Origin of the sequence: Thioalkalivibrio sp. AKL7 (assembly GCF_000381705.1) — a bacterium.
Classification (GTDB): Bacteria; Pseudomonadota; Gammaproteobacteria; order Ectothiorhodospirales; family Ectothiorhodospiraceae; genus Thioalkalivibrio; species Thioalkalivibrio versutus.
Genome location: NZ_KB906950.1, coordinates 173,371 through 190,619, shown reverse-complemented (window position 1 = coordinate 190,619; position 17,249 = coordinate 173,371). Strand labels below are relative to the sequence as shown.

General features: G+C 65.2%; 10 protein-coding genes. 7 read left to right on the top strand and 3 right to left on the bottom strand.

Translation table 11 applies throughout. The features are described 5' to 3' along the window. The first annotated feature begins 36 nt into the window (after positions 1–36). From G315_RS0107910 to G315_RS0107880, 7 genes are all read left to right on the top strand, one after another. Positions 37–2,106, top strand: a complete 2,070-nt coding sequence (locus tag G315_RS0107910) for a cytochrome c biogenesis protein ResB (RefSeq protein ID WP_018145048.1) — start codon at positions 37–39, stop codon at positions 2,104–2,106. 26 nt (positions 2,107–2,132) lie between these two features. Continuing rightward, positions 2,133–3,305: a c-type cytochrome biogenesis protein CcsB gene (ccsB, locus tag G315_RS0107905; protein ID WP_018145047.1), complete on the top strand. Its 1,173-nt coding sequence runs from the start codon at positions 2,133–2,135 to the stop codon at positions 3,303–3,305. Beyond that, on the top strand, positions 3,306–3,938 hold the full coding sequence (locus G315_RS0107900) for a thiol:disulfide interchange protein DsbA/DsbL (protein WP_019612261.1): 633 nt from the start codon (positions 3,306–3,308) through the stop codon (positions 3,936–3,938). 27 nt (positions 3,939–3,965) lie between these two features. Continuing rightward, on the top strand, positions 3,966–5,606 hold the full coding sequence (locus tag G315_RS0107895; RefSeq protein WP_018145045.1) for an acetolactate synthase large subunit: 1,641 nt from the start codon (positions 3,966–3,968) through the stop codon (positions 5,604–5,606). Between the two features lie 37 nt (positions 5,607–5,643). After that, positions 5,644–6,525 carry an endonuclease/exonuclease/phosphatase family protein gene (locus tag G315_RS0107890; RefSeq protein ID WP_018145044.1) on the top strand — a complete coding sequence of 294 codons (882 nt, stop codon included), beginning with the start codon at positions 5,644–5,646 and terminating at the stop codon, positions 6,523–6,525. A 117-nt stretch (positions 6,526–6,642) separates the two neighbouring features. After that, a complete protein-coding gene (locus G315_RS0107885; RefSeq protein ID WP_019612260.1) occupies positions 6,643–7,929 on the top strand; it encodes a GGDEF domain-containing protein in 1,287 nt (428 codons plus the stop codon). 19 nt (positions 7,930–7,948) lie between these two features. Next, on the top strand, positions 7,949–8,833 hold the full coding sequence (locus tag G315_RS0107880; RefSeq protein WP_019612259.1) for a carbohydrate kinase: 885 nt from the start codon (positions 7,949–7,951) through the stop codon (positions 8,831–8,833). A gap of 278 nt (positions 8,834–9,111) precedes the next feature. Here the strand turns inward: G315_RS0107880 and G315_RS0107875 are convergent, their stop codons facing one another. The 3 genes from G315_RS0107875 to G315_RS0107865 all read right to left on the bottom strand — a co-directional run bounded on the left by G315_RS0107875 (position 9,112) and on the right by G315_RS0107865 (position 16,656). After that, positions 9,112–10,536 (bottom strand): HlyD family type I secretion periplasmic adaptor subunit, encoded by a 1,425-nt coding sequence (locus G315_RS0107875; protein WP_019612258.1) that lies wholly within the window; start codon positions 10,534–10,536, stop codon positions 9,112–9,114. Positions 10,537–10,544: 8 nt separating this feature from the next. Next, complete coding sequence (locus G315_RS0107870) at positions 10,545–12,698, bottom strand: type I secretion system permease/ATPase (protein ID WP_019612257.1); 2,154 nt, start codon at positions 12,696–12,698, stop codon at positions 10,545–10,547. A gap of 136 nt (positions 12,699–12,834) precedes the next feature. After that, positions 12,835–16,656, bottom strand: coding sequence for a calcium-binding protein (locus G315_RS0107865; protein WP_020722866.1), 3,822 nt, complete (start codon positions 16,654–16,656; stop codon positions 12,835–12,837). Between the last annotated feature and the right edge of the window lie 593 nt (positions 16,657–17,249).

The following is a 17,249-nucleotide window of genomic DNA, read 5'->3' as shown; positions in this document are numbered from 1 at the left end:
CTTCGCATAGTCGCCAGGGTTAAAGCAGGTTTCAGAATGTCGAATATCGATCAGGCCGCAGACGCCGGCCCGTCCTCCGCATCTCGCCAGAAAGCCGCCCGCAAGCCGCGGCGCAGCCGCATCCTTGTGGATTTCATGGGCTCGATGACTCTGGCGATCACCCTGCTGGTGGCGCTGTCCATCGCCTCCGTGATCGGCACCGTACTGGTGCAGAACGAGCCCTATACGGAGTACCTGATGGATTTCGGGCCGTTCTGGCACGAGATCTTCGCCGGGATGGGCCTGTATCAGGTGTACTCCGCCACCTGGTTCCTGCTGGTGGTGGCCTTCCTGGTCATCTCCACCTCCTTCTGCGTCTATCGCCAGTCGCCCGGACTGCTGAAGGATCTGCGCCGCTACAACCTGCAGGTCAAGGAAAAGTCCCTGCGCTCGTTTCACTCGAGCGCCACCGGCGAACTCGACCAGCCGCAGGATGAATTCGTCGAGCACGCCCATCGGGTGCTGAAGGCTCAGGGCTTCAAGGCCCGCGAGAAGAACAGCGATGGCCAGACCGTCATTGCCGCGATGCGCGGGCGCTGGAACCGCCTGGGCTACCTGCTGACCCACGTCGGCATTGTCGTCATCTGTGTCGGCGCCCTGGCCGATGGCACGACCCTGCTCAAAATCAACGAATGGCTGGGGAACCTGGAGATCGAGACCCGCAGCGTGCCGATCTCCGAGGTCCCGCGCTCGGCCTGGATCCCGGACTGGAACCCGTCCTTCCGCGGTTCGGTGGAGATCCCCGAGGGCGCCTCGGCCAACGTGGTCTTCCTGCCGATGCGGGAGGGCTATTTCGTCCAGGAGCTGCCGTTCCGCATCGAACTGGAGGAGTTCCGCATTGAGCGCTTTTCCACCGGCGCCGAGAGCTCCTACGAATCGGACCTGATCATCCACGATCCGAACCGCGACGAGCCGCTGCGGCATACGATCTCGGTCAACTATCCGCTGATCTACAACGGCTATGCCATCTTCCAGGCCAGTTTTGCCGACGGCGGCACCCGCCTGGACATCGACGCCATCCCGCTGGGTGCCGAGGCGCTGCAAGCGCTCGAAGTCCCCGGCCGCGTGTTCCAGGAGATGGACATCCCGACCCCGGATGGCGATACCCGCACCATCGAGTTCACCAACTTCCAGCTGGAGAACGTGGTCCCGCTCCTGAATGAAGAAGGCGTGCGCGAAAACCGGCACATGGGCCCGAGCTTCGACTTCCGCCTGATGGATCGCACCGGCCATGGCCTCTACTACCGCAACTACCAGCGCCCGGCCCTGCAGGAAGGGGCCATGTATTTCCTGAGCGGTGTGCGCGAGAGCCCGGCCGACGAGTTCCATTACCTGTTCCTGCCGGCCGATGCCGACAACTCGCTGGAACGTTTCCGCACCTATCTGGCCATGCTGCACAACCCGGAGGTGCGCAACGAGATCGCCCGCCAAGTCGCCCGTGACGACGACACCGTCGAGGGGTCGCAGAACCAGGCGATTGCGCAAACCGCGGCCGAACTGATGGGCCTGTTCGCCCAGGGCGGCTACATGGCCGTGCACAACGAGATCGAACGCCGCGTCCCGGCCGAACGCATCGAGGAAGTACGCGACCTGATGGTCCGCATCCTTCACGCCGGCCTCCAGGGGCTTTACATGGAGGTCCTGCAGGACGAGGGTGTGGTCTCGATCCAGGAAGAGGAACAGCGCTTCCTGGAGGACACGATCTCGGCGATCAACGCGATCAGCCTGTATCAGTCGCCGTTCTTCTTCCACCTGAAGGACTTCGAGCACCGCGAGGCATCGGGCCTGCAGATCGCCCGCGCCCCGGGCCAGAGCACGGTGTACGTCGGCAGCACCATGCTGATTGTCGGGATCTTCCTGCTGTTCTACGTGTCCTATCAGCGCCTGTGGATCATGGCGCGGCGGCGCGAGGACGGCGAAGGCACCCACGTGGTGATGGCCGGCACCAGTAACCGCCATCAAGTGGAATTCGAGGAACGTTTCGCGCATCTTAAGCGCTGGATCATCGAGCAAAAGCCAGTCCGTTCGGACTCGGCTGGCGACGACAGTCACAACAAGAACGCCTGACCCGCGCGTCACCGGAGGAGCACACCATGTCTGTACCCCACGAGGCCTTGGATTTCGAACGGCCCGGTTTCTTCCGCCAACTGCAGTTGCGCGACTGGGCCTACTTTGCACTGATGGCCGCCGTAGCGGTGATCTCGCTGACGCTCTTCGGCGAGAACATGGACCGCTACGACATCGGCGGCCTGATCCTTGCGGTCGGCACCAGCGCCTGGATGGGCTGGTTCTGGCGCCCATGGCAGGCCTTCTCGGTCATCGTCGGGGTGCTCGCGCTGTTCGGCATCTGGCTTTACGGCGATAGCCTGGCCGCCAACGAGACCAATTTCTGGCTGAACTACATCGGTTCCGGTCAGGCCGGCGTCATGTGGATGAGCGTGTTCCTCTATCTCTCCACTGTCGCCTACCTGATGGGCCTGTTCTCCAATTCCGATTTCCCCGCCCGCGTGGGGGCCGCCTTCGCCTGGGTCGGCGCGGGTGCCGGGACCATGGCACTGCTGGTGCGCTGGCGCGAGATCTACCTGACCGACCCGACCTGGGGTTACATCCCGGTGGCCAACCTCTACGAGGTGTTCATCCTGTTTGCGGCCCTGACTGCGCTGATGTACCTGTACTACGAGCAGCGCACCGGCTCGCGCAACATGGGCGCCTTCGTGATGCTCATCATCGCGGCCGCGGTCACCTTCCTGCTGTGGTACATGTTCACCCGCGATGCGCACATCGTGGAGCCGCTGGTGCCGGCGCTGAACAGCTGGTGGATGAAGATCCACGTACCCACCAATTTCGTGGGCTACGGCGGCTTTGCCATCGCCGCCATGCTGGGCGTCGCCTTCCTGATCCGCGATCGCCTGGAACGTACGCGGCCGGACGCCGCGATCACCCAGCGCATCCCGTCCAAGGACACCCTGGACAGCGTGATGTACAAGTCCATCGCGATCGGCTTTGCCTTCTTCACCATCGCCACCGTGCTGGGCGCGATGTGGGCGGCCGAGGCCTGGGGCGGCTACTGGTCCTGGGACCCGAAAGAGACCTGGGCGCTGATCGTCTGGCTGAACTACGCGGCCTGGCTGCACATGCGCTTTACCAAGGGCTGGCGCGGCCCGACCATGGCCTGGTGGGCGATCGTGGGCCTGTTCATCACCACCTTCGCGTTCCTGGGTGTGAACATGTTCCTGTCCGGCCTGCATTCCTACGGAGAACTGTAAATGAAGCGTCGTGAATTCATGGGCGCCCTGGGCGGCGCCGGCCTGCTGCTCGCCACCGGTACCAGCCTCGCGGCCGAATACCGCGAAGGCCAGCACTACCGGGCCATCCAGCCGCCGCTCGACACCGGCCTGGAGGACGGCAAGATCCAGGTCGTCGAGATCTTCTGGTATGGCTGTCCGCACTGCTACGAATTCGAGCCCAAGGTTCAGGCGTGGAAGCCCGGCCTGGCCGACGACGTACAGTTCGAATACCTGCCGGCACCGATGAACGATGTCTGGGCGCTGCATGCCCGGGTCCACTACACCGCCGAGAAACTGGGCGTGCTCGACGAGGTGCATCAGGCGTTCTACGACGCGATCCACGATCAGGGCCGCCAGCTGCGCTCGGAAAGCGCCATCCTGCGCTTCATCAACCAGCGCGGACTCGACGCCGACGAATTCCGCGAAACCATGCGCTCCGACGCGATTCGCCAGCGGATCGTCGAGGCCACCGAGGCGGTGCAGGACTACGCCGTGAGCGGCGTGCCCACCCTGGTCATCAATGGCGAGGCCAGCGTCTCCGCCAGCATGGCCGGCGGGCACGACGAAATGCTGGAGGTTGCCGACTACCTGATCGAACGTGCCCGCGGCTAACGCGGGCCCGCTCCGACGGGTTCGGCCATGAGCGATCCGACCACCGCCCAGCGTCTGGTCGAGTGCCTCGAACAGGAGGGCGTGGAACGCATCTTCGGCCTCCCCGGCGAAGAGAACATGGCCGTTCTCGACGCCCTGGCCGACTCCCCCATCGAGTTCGTCACCACCCGTCACGAGCAGGGCGCGGCCTTCATGGCCGACGTCCACGGGCGGCTGTCCGGCAAGGCGGGCGTCTGTCTGGCGACCCTGGGACCCGGTGCCACCAACCTGATCACCGGCGTCGCCGACGCCAACATGGATCACGCCCCCCTGGTCGCAATTGCCGGCCAGGCCAGCACCCATCGGCTGCACAAGGAATCGCACCAGGTCCTCGACCTGAAGGGCCTGTTCCAGCCGATCACCAAGTACAGCTCACAGGTGCTGGAACCCGAGATCCTGCCCGAGGTGATCCGCAAGGCCTTCAAGTGGGCCGAAGGCGGCAAACCCGGTGCCAGCTTCATCGAGCTGCCAGAGAACATCGCCTCACTGCCGTGCCCGAATCCACCCTTGCCGGTACATGCCGGCCCGGCCGCCGTACCGGCCGAAGCCTCCCTGGAGGCGGCCGCGCGCCTGCTGAACGAGGCCCGGCACCCGCTGATCCTGGCCGGGAACGGCGTGATCCGTTCCGGCGCCAGCGGCGCCCTGGCCATGCTCGCCAGCGCCCTGAACATTCCGGTCGCCAACACCTTCATGGCCAAGGGCGTACTGCCGTTCCGCCACCCGCTGGCGCTGGGCTCGGTCGGTCTGCAAAGCCAGGACTTCGTGAATTTTGGCTTCCACAAGGCCGATGTGATCGTCTGCATCGGCTACGACCTGGTCGAATACCCGCCCAGCTTCTGGCATCCGGACGCCGACCGGACCCTGATCCATATCGACTCCGCGCCGGCCGAGATCGACGGTCACTACAATGTGACCGCCGAGGTACTGGGCGATCTGACGACCTGCCTGCACCGCCTGGCGGAACAGGTGAGCCCACGCGAAGAGACCGTCCTGCGCCCGCTACGCCAGAGCCTGATCGACGACATGAACGAGCACCGCAACGACACCCAGGTGCCGCTCAAGCCGCAGAAGCTGATCTGGGATCTGCGCACCGCCGCCGACCTCGACGCGATCATGATCACCGATGTGGGCGCGCACAAGCTCTGGATGGCGCGCATGTTCCGCTGCGAGCTACCCAATACCTGTCTGATCTCCAATGGCTTTGCCAGCATGGGGATTGCGCTGCCGGGCGCCATTGCCGCCGCCAAGCTCCACCCCGAACGCCAGGTGGTCGCGGTCACCGGCGATGCCGGCTTCCTGATGAACGTGCAGGAGCTGGAAACGGCGGTTCGCCTGGGCCTCAACTTCGTTGTGCTGATCTGGAACGACAACGCCTACGGCCTGATCGAGTGGAAGCAGGTGCGCGAATATGGCCGCAAGGCCTTCGTCGAATTCGGCAATCCGGACTTCGTGCAGCTGGCGCAGTCGTTCGGGGCGCACGGCGTGCGCATCGAACCCGGCGACAGCCTGGAGATGGCGCTGCGCGAGGCCCTGGTAACACCCGGGGTCACAATCATCGACTGCCCAGTGGACTACAGCGAGAACATGAAGCTGACGGAACGTTTGGGCGAACTGGTTTGTCCATTCTGACAACGCGGACTTCCCCGCCAGCAGGAGACGACCCGCGATGACCTCGATCGCGTCCGGCCATGATCGCACCGCGCCCACCGGGCCCGAGGGCGCGACACAACCGGAAGCCTCCACCCCGGAACGCCTGGGGTATCACCACGAGCAGGGCAGCCAACGCCTGCGGCTATTGAGCTTCAACGCCCAGGTCGGCATCCACTCCTCCCGGTTGCATCACTACCTGACCAACAGCTGGAAGCACGTGCTCCCCTACGGTGGGCGCATGGACAACCTCGACCGGGTGGCGCGCTTTATCTCGGAGTTCGACATCGTCGGTGTGCAGGAACTGGACGGGGGTAGCCTGCGCAGCAACTTCGTCGATCTGGCCTCCTATCTCTCCGAACGCGCACAGTTCCCGTATACCTACAACCGGATCAACCGCGATCTGGGGCAGTTCGCCAAGCACTCCCTCGCCCTGTTCTCACGCCTGGAGCCGGACCGGGTGGAGATGCACCGTCTGCCCGGAGCGCTGCCCGGCCGCGGCGCGATCGAGGCCCGCTACGCCATGGGCGACGGCGAGGAGCTGGTGCTGTTCCTGCTGCACCTGGCCCTGGGCAAGCGCACGCGGAAATCCCAGCTGGCCTACGTCGCGGAGCACATCCAGGATTTTCCGCATGCGATCGTGATGGGCGACCTCAACTGCCAGCAGGACAGCGAGGAACTGCGCCAGCTGGTCGCGCGGACCGGCCTGATGGAGCCGATGGCCTGCCCGGCCACCTATCCCGCCTGGGACCCGCGCCTGGTGTTCGACCACATCCTGCTGACCCCCGACCTGCATGTCAGCGACGTGCGTGTCTACAACGTGGCGCTCTCCGACCACCTGCCGGTCGGTATCGAGATCGAACTGCCGCAGCGCCAGGCCCTTCATGATCCAGCGCACTAAACCGATGCCGAAAGACGGGTAGGGTTCGAGCGCGAGTGTGTACATTAGTCCGTGTTTCCCTGGCATCCACCCCATTTCCGCGCTTAAATAGGCGCGCCTACTATCCGGGATTTCCCGATGTCCGATAGCGATCTGCGCAAGACCATTATCGAGCTCGAGCGCTCGCTGGATCGGGAGCGCGCCCTGCAGGACGCGATCCGCCGCGTCGCCCTGCGATCGCTCGCGGTGGTCTCCGCGAAGGTGCCGGCACTGGAAGGCGCCGTGCGCGACCTGACCCGCGCCATCGAATCCGACCCCGGCGACACCGCCTGGCTGGATCGCCTGAGCGGCCAGCTGGCCGACGCCGTGCGCTCCAGCGATCAGCGAGAGGACCTGGCCGACGGCATCCTCGCGGTCGTCCAGCGTGGCCTGCTCGGCTTCGAATTCCTCGACCCCGAGCTGGAGGCCCTCACCCGAGCCGCCGATCGGCGCGACAAGGCAGAGATCGAACGCACCCTCACACGCCTGTTCTCGGTGATGCACGAAAAGTGCGAGCAGGCAATGACGGAGCGCGAAGAACTCACCGAGGTCGTCGGCGAGATCTGGCACCGACTGGAGGACGTGGATACCGCCCTGTCCGAAGACGAGGCGCGCGGCCAGCGCGCCCGGGAATCGGTCTCCGAACTGCACGCGGGGATCTCCGGGGATGTCGAGCACATCAAAGGCCGGGTGGTCGACGTCGAGGACCTCGCGACCCTGCGCACCGAGGTGACCCGCGGTCTCGACCGCATGGTGGAGCGCGTCACCACGTTTCGGAACGAGCAGGAAGACGAACTGCAGGTGGTGCAGGAGCGGAACCGCCTCCTGCGCTCCAAGGGCCGCAGCCTGGAGGGTCAGGTGCAAGCGCTGCGCAACCGGCTGGAGCAGGCGCGCGCCGAAGCCAGTCGCGACAGCCTCACCGGCCTGCCCAATCGAATGGCCTTCGAACAGCGGCTGGAGCAACTCCCCGCGGAACTCGAGAAATCGGGCGCGGCCTCGCTGCTGGTCTGGGACATCGACCACTTCAAGACCATCAACGACGAGTACGGCCACACAGCCGGCGACAAGGTCCTGCGGGCGGTCGCCGAGATCCTGGCCGAGGGCGTGCGCGAGCCGGATTTCGTCGCGCGCTACGGCGGGGAGGAATTCGTGATGATCATCCATCGCGAGCCTGACGCTGCATACAGCCAGGCCAATACCATCCGCGACGCTGTGGACCGTCTGATCGTGCGCTCCGGCAAGACGCGTCTGAAGGTCACCATCTCCGCCGGGCTGGCCGGAATCGACCCCGCCGCCGCCCCGGAGGCGATATTCGATGCCGCCGACCACGCGCTGCTACAAGCGAAAAAGCGAGGCCGTGACCGCATCGAGCGGGCCGGCGACTGATCCACTGCCGAGGGAACCCATGAACGGCACGCCTCAACCCCACCTGATCTTCGGCGAAGTCCTGTTCGATTGCTTCCCCGACGGTACGCGCGTCCTCGGCGGCGCGCCCTTCAACGTCGCCTGGAACCTGCACCAGCTGGGCGAGGCCGCCTGTTTCGTGGGCGGAGTCGGGGACGACGCGGACGGCCGCAGCATCCGCGAGCGCATGAACCGCATCGGGATGGACACCCGCGGGCTGTACCAACATCCCGCGGCCCCCACCGGCCAGGTCCGCATCGCCCTGGAAGACGGCGAACCGAGCTACACCATCGTCCCTGACCAGGCCTATGACACCGTTCCGGCGGAATGGGCGGACCAACTGCCGGACACGGCGGGCCTCCTCTATCACGGCACGCTCGCCCTGCGCGCGGACAACCGCGAGCTACTGGAACGGTTACAGGCCCGTGCACAACATCGTTTCGTCGACGTGAACCTGCGCGCACCGTGGTACCAGCCTGACGACGTCCTCGCGCTGATGCGCGGGGCCGACGTGGTCAAGCTGAACACCGACGAGGCGGCCACGCTGGCCCCCGACGTCGCCGCACCGGAGCGCTCGGCGGCGCTCCTGGAACGCGCCGCGATCCGCTCCGCCCTGATCATCACCCACGGCGCCGACGGCGCAGCCATCCACACCACCGATGGCCAGCACTGGCAGGCCCCGGCCCCCGCGGTCGACGGCTTCCGCGACGCCGTGGGGGCCGGCGACGCCTTCGCCAGTGTCGCCATCATCGGCCAGCAACACGGTTGGCCCTGGGCAACCACCCTGGACCGCGCCCTCCAGTTCGCAGCCGCCGTCTGCACCCAGCAGGGCGCCACCAGCGAAGACCCCGACTTCTACCACCGCGCCCGCACCGCCTGGAGCTAATCGCTCCCTTCGCACAAACAGTGCCCAGCGCACAAAAACCGGCGGCAACGTGACTCCAGAGAAGGGACTCAGCCCATCGTCACGACAATGGGCAGCGATGAGAGCCAAGCCGAGCATGTATCGCTTGGGGGCACTACAATCCCGCAACTAACCCAATGGGAGGCTGATCGCTTTGCAGCTCGCCCATACAGCGCGGTGACAGATCACTAACCGTGTCCGGTCAGTACGCAGACCGACTCCAACACGAACGTTTACATCATGCGATGCCGCCCTATCGCCTAGCGCTCCCCCAGGCTCTCGTTGGCGGCGCGTAGCAAAGGCGCGAGGAAGTACTCGATGATCCGGCGGTAGCCGATCTTGATCTCGACTGTCGCCATCATGCCCGGTGCGATGCGCACCGCCTCGCCATGGACATCCACGGTGTTCTGCTCCAGGCGGACACGCACCACAAAGACCAGTCCCTGTTGCTCGTCCTGCACCGCATCCTGCGAGACGTCCGTCACCACACCGTCGATGGTGCCGTACTTGGTATAGGGGAACGTCTGCAGCTTGACCTCGGCCTCCTGGCCAGCCCGGACAAAGCCGATGTCCTTGTTGGGCAGGGTGGCCTCGACTTCGACGGCCCCGTCCTCGGGAACCACGACCATCAACGGACGGGCCGGCTCCACGACCCCACCCACCGTGTGCACGGCCAGTTGCTCGACCGTGCCATCCACGGGGGCCCGCAGGCGGGTCAGTTCGTCCAGGCGCCGCGCCTTGATCAGGTCCTGGCGCAATGACTCGGCGTCCGAACGCGCCCGGTGCAGGATGTCCAGCGCCTCGCGCCGACTCTCCGCGCGCAACGCCTCGCGTTGTTCCCGGACTTCGTGCAGCGCCGCTTCCGCCTCGGCCAGGCGCGCGCGCTGGGCGATCAGTTGGTGCGTCGTCTCGATGTAGTTCTGTTCCAGCTCCAGTTGCTCGTGCGCCGCAGCCAACCCCTGGTCGGATAACTGGCGAAAATCCTCGCTGCGACGGCGGATGATGGGCAGGGTGTTTTCCAGGCTGATCACCATCGCCCGGGTCGCCTCCACCTCCTGCTGACGCCGGGCCGTTTCCGCCTTGAGTTGCTGGATGCGTGCACGGTAGTGGTAAACATGCCCCATCAGCACCCGCTCCTCGAGCCGCCTTGCGTCTTCCGGGACGGGGTAGCCGGTGTTGAGAAGCGGGATTCCTTCCTCCTCCTCCAGGGCTTCGAGAAAGGCCTCCGACCGCGCGGCGGTGAGTCGCGTGGAACGATACTCAACGCCCAGGCGCTCCAGATCGGCCCCGGGCAGGGTCGGATCCAGCTCGACCAGGATCTCTCCCGCCTTCACGCGCTGGCCGTCGCGCACGTGGATGGCATGCACGCTGGCCGTCTCGGTAGCCTGGATCGTCTGGGTACGTCCATCCGGTACCACTCGGCCCTCGGCAACCGCCACGATGTCCATGCGCCCCAGGGTCGCCCAGATCAGCGCGAGTACCGCCAGCAACAGGATGGCGCCGACAATCACCCGGGGCAGTGGATGCACGGGCGTCTCCTGCAGGGAGAGGGCCGCGGGCATGAATTCATGCTCGTGTGTCTGGCGGCGCGGCGGGTCCATCTCCCGCCGACGCGCCCAGGCGCGGGCGAATACCCGTCGATAGCGTCCGCCCAGCTCACCCCAGGCCTTGCGCAGCATGCCCATGCTGTCCCTCACTCCCGCTGCATGCGCAGCAGGCCCGCATAAAAGCCACCCTCGCGCCCCGCCAGTTCGTCATGGCTCCCGGACTCGATGATCTGGCCGTGCTCCATGGCAATGATGCGGTCGCTGCGGCGTACCGCGCTCAGGCGATGGGCAATGATGATGACCGTACGCCCGCGCGCAATGTGCTGCATGTTCTGCTGGATGATCCGCTCCGACTCGTAGTCCAGCGCGCTCGTGGCCTCGTCGAAGATCAGGATGCGGGGGTCGTTCATCAGCGCCCGGGCAATCGCGATGCGCTGGCGCTGTCCGCCGGAGAGGCTGGAGCCGTGTTCACCCACGGTCGTGTCGTACCCTTCGGGCGTTTCCAGGATGAAGTCATGCGCGCCTGCCTGACGGGCGGCGGTCATCACCTGCTCCAGCGATGCGCCCGGACTGGCCAGGGCGATGTTTTCGCGGATCGAGCGATTGAAGAGCATGTTCTCCTGCTGCACGACCCCGATCTGCCGGCGCAGCGAGCTGATCTCGGCCACCGCCAGGTCGGTCCCGTCCACCAGCACGCGCCCACGCTCGGGGACGTACATTCGCGCCATTAATTTGGCCAGCGTGCTCTTGCCCGAGCCCGAGCGGCCCACCACGCCCAGCACCTGGCCGGGCGGGATCTCCAGGCTGAGTCCGCGCAGGACCTCGGGGCCGTCGGGCCGGTAGCGGAAATGCACCTGATCGAACTCGATCCGCCCCTCCAGACGCGGCAGGTTGCTCCGGTTGGCGAACGAGGACTCGGTCGGCGCGTTAAGGATGTCGCCAAGACGCTGCATGGAGATCCCCACCTGCTGGAAATCGGTCCACATGTTGGCCAGCCGCATGATGGGCTGCGCCACGCGGGCCGCCAGCATGTTGAAGGCGATCAGCTGGCCGACGGTCAGGCCCCCCTCGATGACCAGGCGGGCCCCGAGCCACAGCGTACCCACCGTGACCAGCTTGCCCACCAGCGAGATCAGTTCGCGGGCGATGGTCGACAGACGTGTGGTGTGCAGCCCGGCCGAGACATAGCCCGCCAGCTGCTCGTCCCATTTCTTGGTTGTCTGCGGCTCCACCGCCATGGTCTTGAGGGTGTCGATGCCGTTGATGCTCTCGACCAGGAAGGCCTGGTTCTCGGCACCGCGGTTGAACTTCTCGTGCAGGCGCGCCCGCAGTGGTGGCGTGATCAGTACCGAGATCAGCACGTACAGCGGGAGCGAGGCGATCACGATCAGCGTCAGCCACCCGCTGTAGAGCAGCATCACGGCGATGAAGACGACCGAGAACAACAGGTCCAGCACCAGCGTCAGCGCATTGCCGGTCAGGAACTCGCGGATGTTCTCGAGCTCCCGCACACGGGCCACCGAGTCGCCGACCCGACGCGACTCGAAGTAGCCCATGGGCAGGTGGATCAGGTGGCGAAACAGGCTCGCCCCGAGCTCGACATCGATCCGGCTGGCGGTGTGCGCCAGGATATAACTGCGCAACCCGGACAGCACCACCTCGAAGACCATCACGGCCAGCAGACCGATCGCCAGCACATCCAGCGTGGTCAGGCTGCGATGGACCAATACCTTGTCCATCACCACCTGGAAGAACAGCGGCGTGACCAGGGCAAATATCTGGAGGAAAAACGAGGCGAGCATCACCTCGCCCAGCAGCTTACGGTGCTTGACCAGCGCCGGGACGAACCAGGTGAAATCGAACTTGCCCAGTTCCGCCCTGAGCGAGGCACGGGAGGTGAGCAGGACCAGCTCGCCGGACCACAGCTCTTCTAGCGCCTCCCAGGACATTCGCTCCGCCTGTCCCCGGCCAGGGTGCTGCACCAATACGCCCTGCTCGCCGACGCGCGCCAACACGAAAAAGCGCCCGTCGGTAGCCTGCGCGATCGCGGGCAGCGGCGTGTGCTCAAGCCGCGCCCGTTTCGTCCGGACGCGTTTGGCCTTGAGCCCCAAATGCCGCGCACCGTGCAGGATGCGATCGAAATCGAATGGCTGACCATCCGGGGCAAACTCATGGCGCAGCTGCGCCGGGTTGGCCGGCACCCCGTGATACTGCGCCAGCATCGCCAGCGCGGTCAGTCCTGTGTCGAGGGCCCCGTTCTCGTCGTGCGACTCCGGGCCGGCCTTCCCTGGCGAATCCATGCTGCCTCGCTTGATCCGTCACCGACATCCGTGCCGGGGACATGCAGACACCGGCGGCCCGCTTAAGCGGGCCGCCGGAGTTGAACTGGAAAAGCGGGGCGGCCGCGAAGGACCGGCCCCGCGGGTGGCTACCGCTTCACTGCCACGCGGATGCGACCACGGGCTGGAGCTGCTCCCGGTACGCCTCGGGGATGCGGGTCTCGTCCGCACTCGGCGGGTCGAATGCGGCCATGGCCTGGACCAGTTGGTTGACCTCGGATGCCGCGAGGATCTCGCCGTTCGAGAGCTCTACCCGGTCCAGGGTTTCGCCGTGCCGACCAAACCAGTCATCGACCGTAATGCGGTCGTCGGTGCCGATGATCTCGATCTCCAGGTCACGGCGGTCCTGGCTGAACCAGAGCTGGTCCGCCGCGATATCCTCGCCCAGGAGCAGGGTGTCCTCCCCCGGGTCGCGGGCGCGCTCGACGATCCGGTCGTGCCCGTCTCCGCGCTCGAAGAAATAGGTATCGCTGCCCGCGCCACCGTACAGGACATTGCTACCGCGACCGCCGTGGATGAAGTTGTCACCACCCTCGCCGCGCAGGACATTGTCGCCGTCGTTGCCGATCAGGGTGTTGTCGAGCTCGTTGCCCCGGCCCCAATAGTCACCGCCCCCGGTCAGGGTAAGGTTCTCCACGTGATCGGGCAGCCGGAAGTGGGTCTCCGCCTTCACGGTATCCGTGCCACCACCTTCCTGCGCGATCACCTTCGTGCCCGGGTTGCTGACCACGTAGGTGTTGTCCCCGTCTCCCCCGTACAGGAAGTTGGCGGAGCGCCCGCCACCCACCAGCACGTTGTTGCCGCTGACGCCGTAAAGGTGATTGGGGCGCTCGGTTCCGATGATGATGTTGTCCTCGTCATTACCGCGCCCCACCCGGGCGTCGCCGACCAGCGTCAGGTTCTCCACGTTGTCCGGCAGGGTGTAGTCGAACGGGCTGATCACCGTGTCCGTGCCCTGGTTCGGCTTCTCGATGACCACGTCCTCCTCGCTGTTGAGGATGTAGGTATTGTCACCGCGGCCACCGGCCATCACGTTCGCGCCGGACACGCCGTTGAGGACGTTGTCGCCGTTGTTGCCCTGGATGTAATTGTCCAGCTCGTTGCCGGTCCCGTCGATGTCGGCCGAGCCGGTGAGGATCAGGTCCTCCACGTTGTCGGGCAGGGCGTAGGTGACCGAGGAACGGATGGTGTCGTGGCCCTCTCCGGGCTGCTCGATCACCACGTCGTCCTCGCTGTTGACCACGTAGATGTCGTCGCCCGCGCCGCCGATCATGATGTTGGCACCGGCGCGGCCATCGATGTAGTTGTCGCCCTCCACCCCGTGCAAGACGTTGTCGCCCGTATTGCCGATGATCACGTTGTCCAGCATATTGCCCGTGCCCTCGAGATCCGCGCTGCCCATCAGGGTCAGGTTGTTCACGTTCTCCGGCAGGACATAGTCGATGTACGAGTGCACGGTGTCGTTGCCCTCGCCGGGCTGTTCGATCACCACGTCCTCGTCGCTGCGCACCACGTAGGTATCGTCGCCCGCGCCGCCAATCATGATGTTGGCGCCGCCACGGCCATCGATGTAGTTGTTGCCCGCCACACCGTGCAGCACATTGTCGCCGGTGTTGCCGATGAGCTCGTTGTTCAGCTCGTTACCCGTTCCATCAAGATCCTCGCTGCCCTGCAGGTGCAGGTTCTCCACGTTCTCGGGCAGAACGTAGTCGATGTGGGACTCGACCGTGTCGTTCCCCTCGCCCGGCTGCTCGATCACGACGTCGTCGGTGCTGTGCACCACGTAGGTGTTGTTGCCGCGGCCCCCGATCATGGTATTGGCGCCGGCCACCCCGTCGAGCCGGTTGCTGCCGGAGTTCCCGATCAGGACGTTATCCAGTTCGTTGCCGGTGGCGCTGATCCCGCTTCGGCCCAGCAGCGTCAGGTTGTGGAGGTTGTCGGACAGGGTGAACGACACATGCGACTGCACGGTGTTGATGCCATCCGCCGATTCCGCGATCACCTGATCATCCCGGTGCCGGACCACGAACAGGTTGTCGCCTTCGCCACCCACCAGCATGTCGGCATCCCGGCCGCCATGCAACCAGTTGTCGCCGGAACCGCCGGTCAGCGTGTTCGCACCCTCGTTGCCCACCAGGATCGCGTTCTCCGCCCCGGCGGTCAGCTCGTCACCCGCGGTCGAGCCGAGCTGTAGCAGGGACAGGTCGAAGCTGTGGCCGTCCGCGAAGCGCAGGGTGTTGATGCGGTGGCGCTCCGTATCCGCGCTGCCAAACCAGTTGTCGATGGTGATGCTGTCGCGACCGTTGCTGTGCGCCAGTACCAGCGAACTGCCCTCGGCGCGGATGTCCAGATCGCCGGCGCGAATCTCCGGGCCGAACTCCAGCACGCTGTGGCCGCTGTCGCCGTGCATCTCGATAATCGTGTTGTGGCCCTGGCCGACATCGAAACGGTAGGTGTTGTTGCCGGCACCGCCATACAGGATGTCGTTGCCCGAGCCGGCCTGCAGCACGTCATCGCCATCACCGCCCAGCAGCCAGTCGCCGCCGGAACCGGCGGTAAGCTCCGCACCGTCGTTGCCCCCAAACACGATCTCGGAGGCGGCCGTACCTTCACCGTCGGCGCGCACCCCGTCCCAGCCGAAGTCGGCCAGGGCGTCCAATACCGCCGGGTCGTCGCCCGACGTCGCGAGCCAGTCGCGCAGCACGCCATGGCTGTCGAAGCCCATGGGCGAGAGCTGTTCGCCGGTCGCGCGCTGCAGTTCCAGAAGGTCCGCCACGCCACGGGCCGGATCGGCATCGAACTGCTGCTGCAGCGCCTCCGTGGTGCCCGCGAAGTCGATGCGGATACCGTCTTCATCGAAGACCAGGTCCATCCCTTCCAGATAGGGCGCCAGATGGGTCTGGCGCATCATCTGCCCGTACATGGTCGTCTGCAGAATGTCGAAGCCGGCGCGCAGCTCGCCCGAGGCCATGACCCTTGGGTCCGGGCTGCCGTGCTGGCGGAACTCCCGCCCCAGGAACGCCTCCAGCGTCGCGACCTTGCGCCCATCGATATGACGGCCCCGGCCCTCCGGGTCCACGTCACTGACGCCCGCCCACTCGTACAGCAGTTTCTCCATACGGGCTTCACGAGCCTTCACGTCCGTCTCGGCCATAAAGGCCTCGACCTGCTCGCGCAGTTGCCCGCTGTCGTCCCGCACCAGCGCCTGATGCAGATCATGCACCTCGCCGTAACCCATCAGATCCGGCAGCACGGCGATGTCCTCCGGCACGTCCAGGCGCTCGCGCGCCTCGGTCTGCGCGGTGTCCTGGATGAACCACACGTCCGTCGCTTCACCCTCGCGGCCGTCGGCCCACTCGAACCGGCCGATCTGGCGGTGCTCGTTGCCATGCTCGTCCACGTAGGTGGAGTCCGAGTAGCCCAGGTCAATGGAGCCGATACCGACTTCATCGAGGGTCAGCAGCTCGCCCTCGTCCACCACGCCGTTACCATTGACGTCCTGCCACAGACGCAGGTCGCCCCAGGCCTCGTCGCCCGGGTCGATACGGCCGTTGCCGTTGGTGTCGTGAATGGCCAGCGCCTCGAAGCCGTTCATGGCGGTCACGCCATCCTCGATCTCGCTGGCGTTGCCGAACAGCTCGCTGCCAGTCTCGATCTCCTCGTTCCCGGTCAGATCCATCGCCAGCAGCGCATCCGCAGGCCCCACCCAGCCGGTGGCCTGCGCAAACCCGTCGCCGTTGTGGTCGAACTGTACGCCGGCCTCCAGACCGACCGTGGAAATACCGTTGCCGTCCAGATCCAGAATGATGGGTGAGGCGTGGGACTCGCCGCGGTTGAAGAAGTCCCGTATGTCGCCAATGAAGCCACCACCGGTCCAGTAATCCCACGCTGATTCCCAAATCCCGGCCGGCCCTCCCATTTCCTCCAGGAAATCGCTCCCCCATGTACGACTTTCTTCCAACCCCTGATCCCTTGCTGTGAGAGCCAACACCGCTATCACCTCGGCCTCTAGGAATCTTCCCCACCAATCATTAATATTCTCGACATCTGCGGCGTCTGTTCCAATCCGCGCATTAACCATCCATGCGCCTAAAGCAACCGTAAGGGCTGCTTCCCTCCCAAAGTGATCTGTTGACTCTAGAACCGCTTGCCACATACCCTCTCTCTGGTCCTCGCTCATAAGAGAGAAGGGTATATGAAGCGTCCATGCATCCGCGCCCAGACCATTCCTTTCAAAGACCTTACTGTGGAAAGCGTGCGCCTCGCTAGGATTTATCTCGCGCTCGATGATGCCTTGGTCTGATGAATCCAGAATCCCTTGGAGCGTTATGAGATATTCATCCGCCATGTCGCTGCGAATTAAGTCAAGCTCATATCCTCCAAAAACTACACCCTCGTCTTCCGCTGCCTTCTCCATGAAGGTCAAAGCGGCCTGACCAGACAATGTACCCCCCTCGACAACTCCATTGGCCAATATGGAATACCTATCCCCAAAGGAAGAAAGATAATCGT

Coding starts and splice junctions, on each gene's coding strand:
- G315_RS0107910 (WP_018145048.1), top strand. CDS start 37: ATGTCGAATATCGATCAGGCCGCAGACGCCGGCCCGTCCTCCGCATCT.
- ccsB (WP_018145047.1), top strand. CDS start 2,133: ATGTCTGTACCCCACGAGGCCTTGGATTTCGAACGGCCCGGTTTCTTC.
- G315_RS0107900 (WP_019612261.1), top strand. CDS start 3,306: ATGAAGCGTCGTGAATTCATGGGCGCCCTGGGCGGCGCCGGCCTGCTG.
- G315_RS0107895 (WP_018145045.1), top strand. CDS start 3,966: ATGAGCGATCCGACCACCGCCCAGCGTCTGGTCGAGTGCCTCGAACAG.
- G315_RS0107890 (WP_018145044.1), top strand. CDS start 5,644: ATGACCTCGATCGCGTCCGGCCATGATCGCACCGCGCCCACCGGGCCC.
- G315_RS0107885 (WP_019612260.1), top strand. CDS start 6,643: ATGTCCGATAGCGATCTGCGCAAGACCATTATCGAGCTCGAGCGCTCG.
- G315_RS0107880 (WP_019612259.1), top strand. CDS start 7,949: ATGAACGGCACGCCTCAACCCCACCTGATCTTCGGCGAAGTCCTGTTC.
- G315_RS0107875 (WP_019612258.1), bottom strand. CDS start 10,536: ATGGGCATGCTGCGCAAGGCCTGGGGTGAGCTGGGCGGACGCTATCGA.
- G315_RS0107870 (WP_019612257.1), bottom strand. CDS start 12,698: ATGGATTCGCCAGGGAAGGCCGGCCCGGAGTCGCACGACGAGAACGGG.
- G315_RS0107865 (WP_020722866.1), bottom strand. CDS start 16,656: ATGGGAGGGCCGGCCGGGATTTGGGAATCAGCGTGGGATTACTGGACC.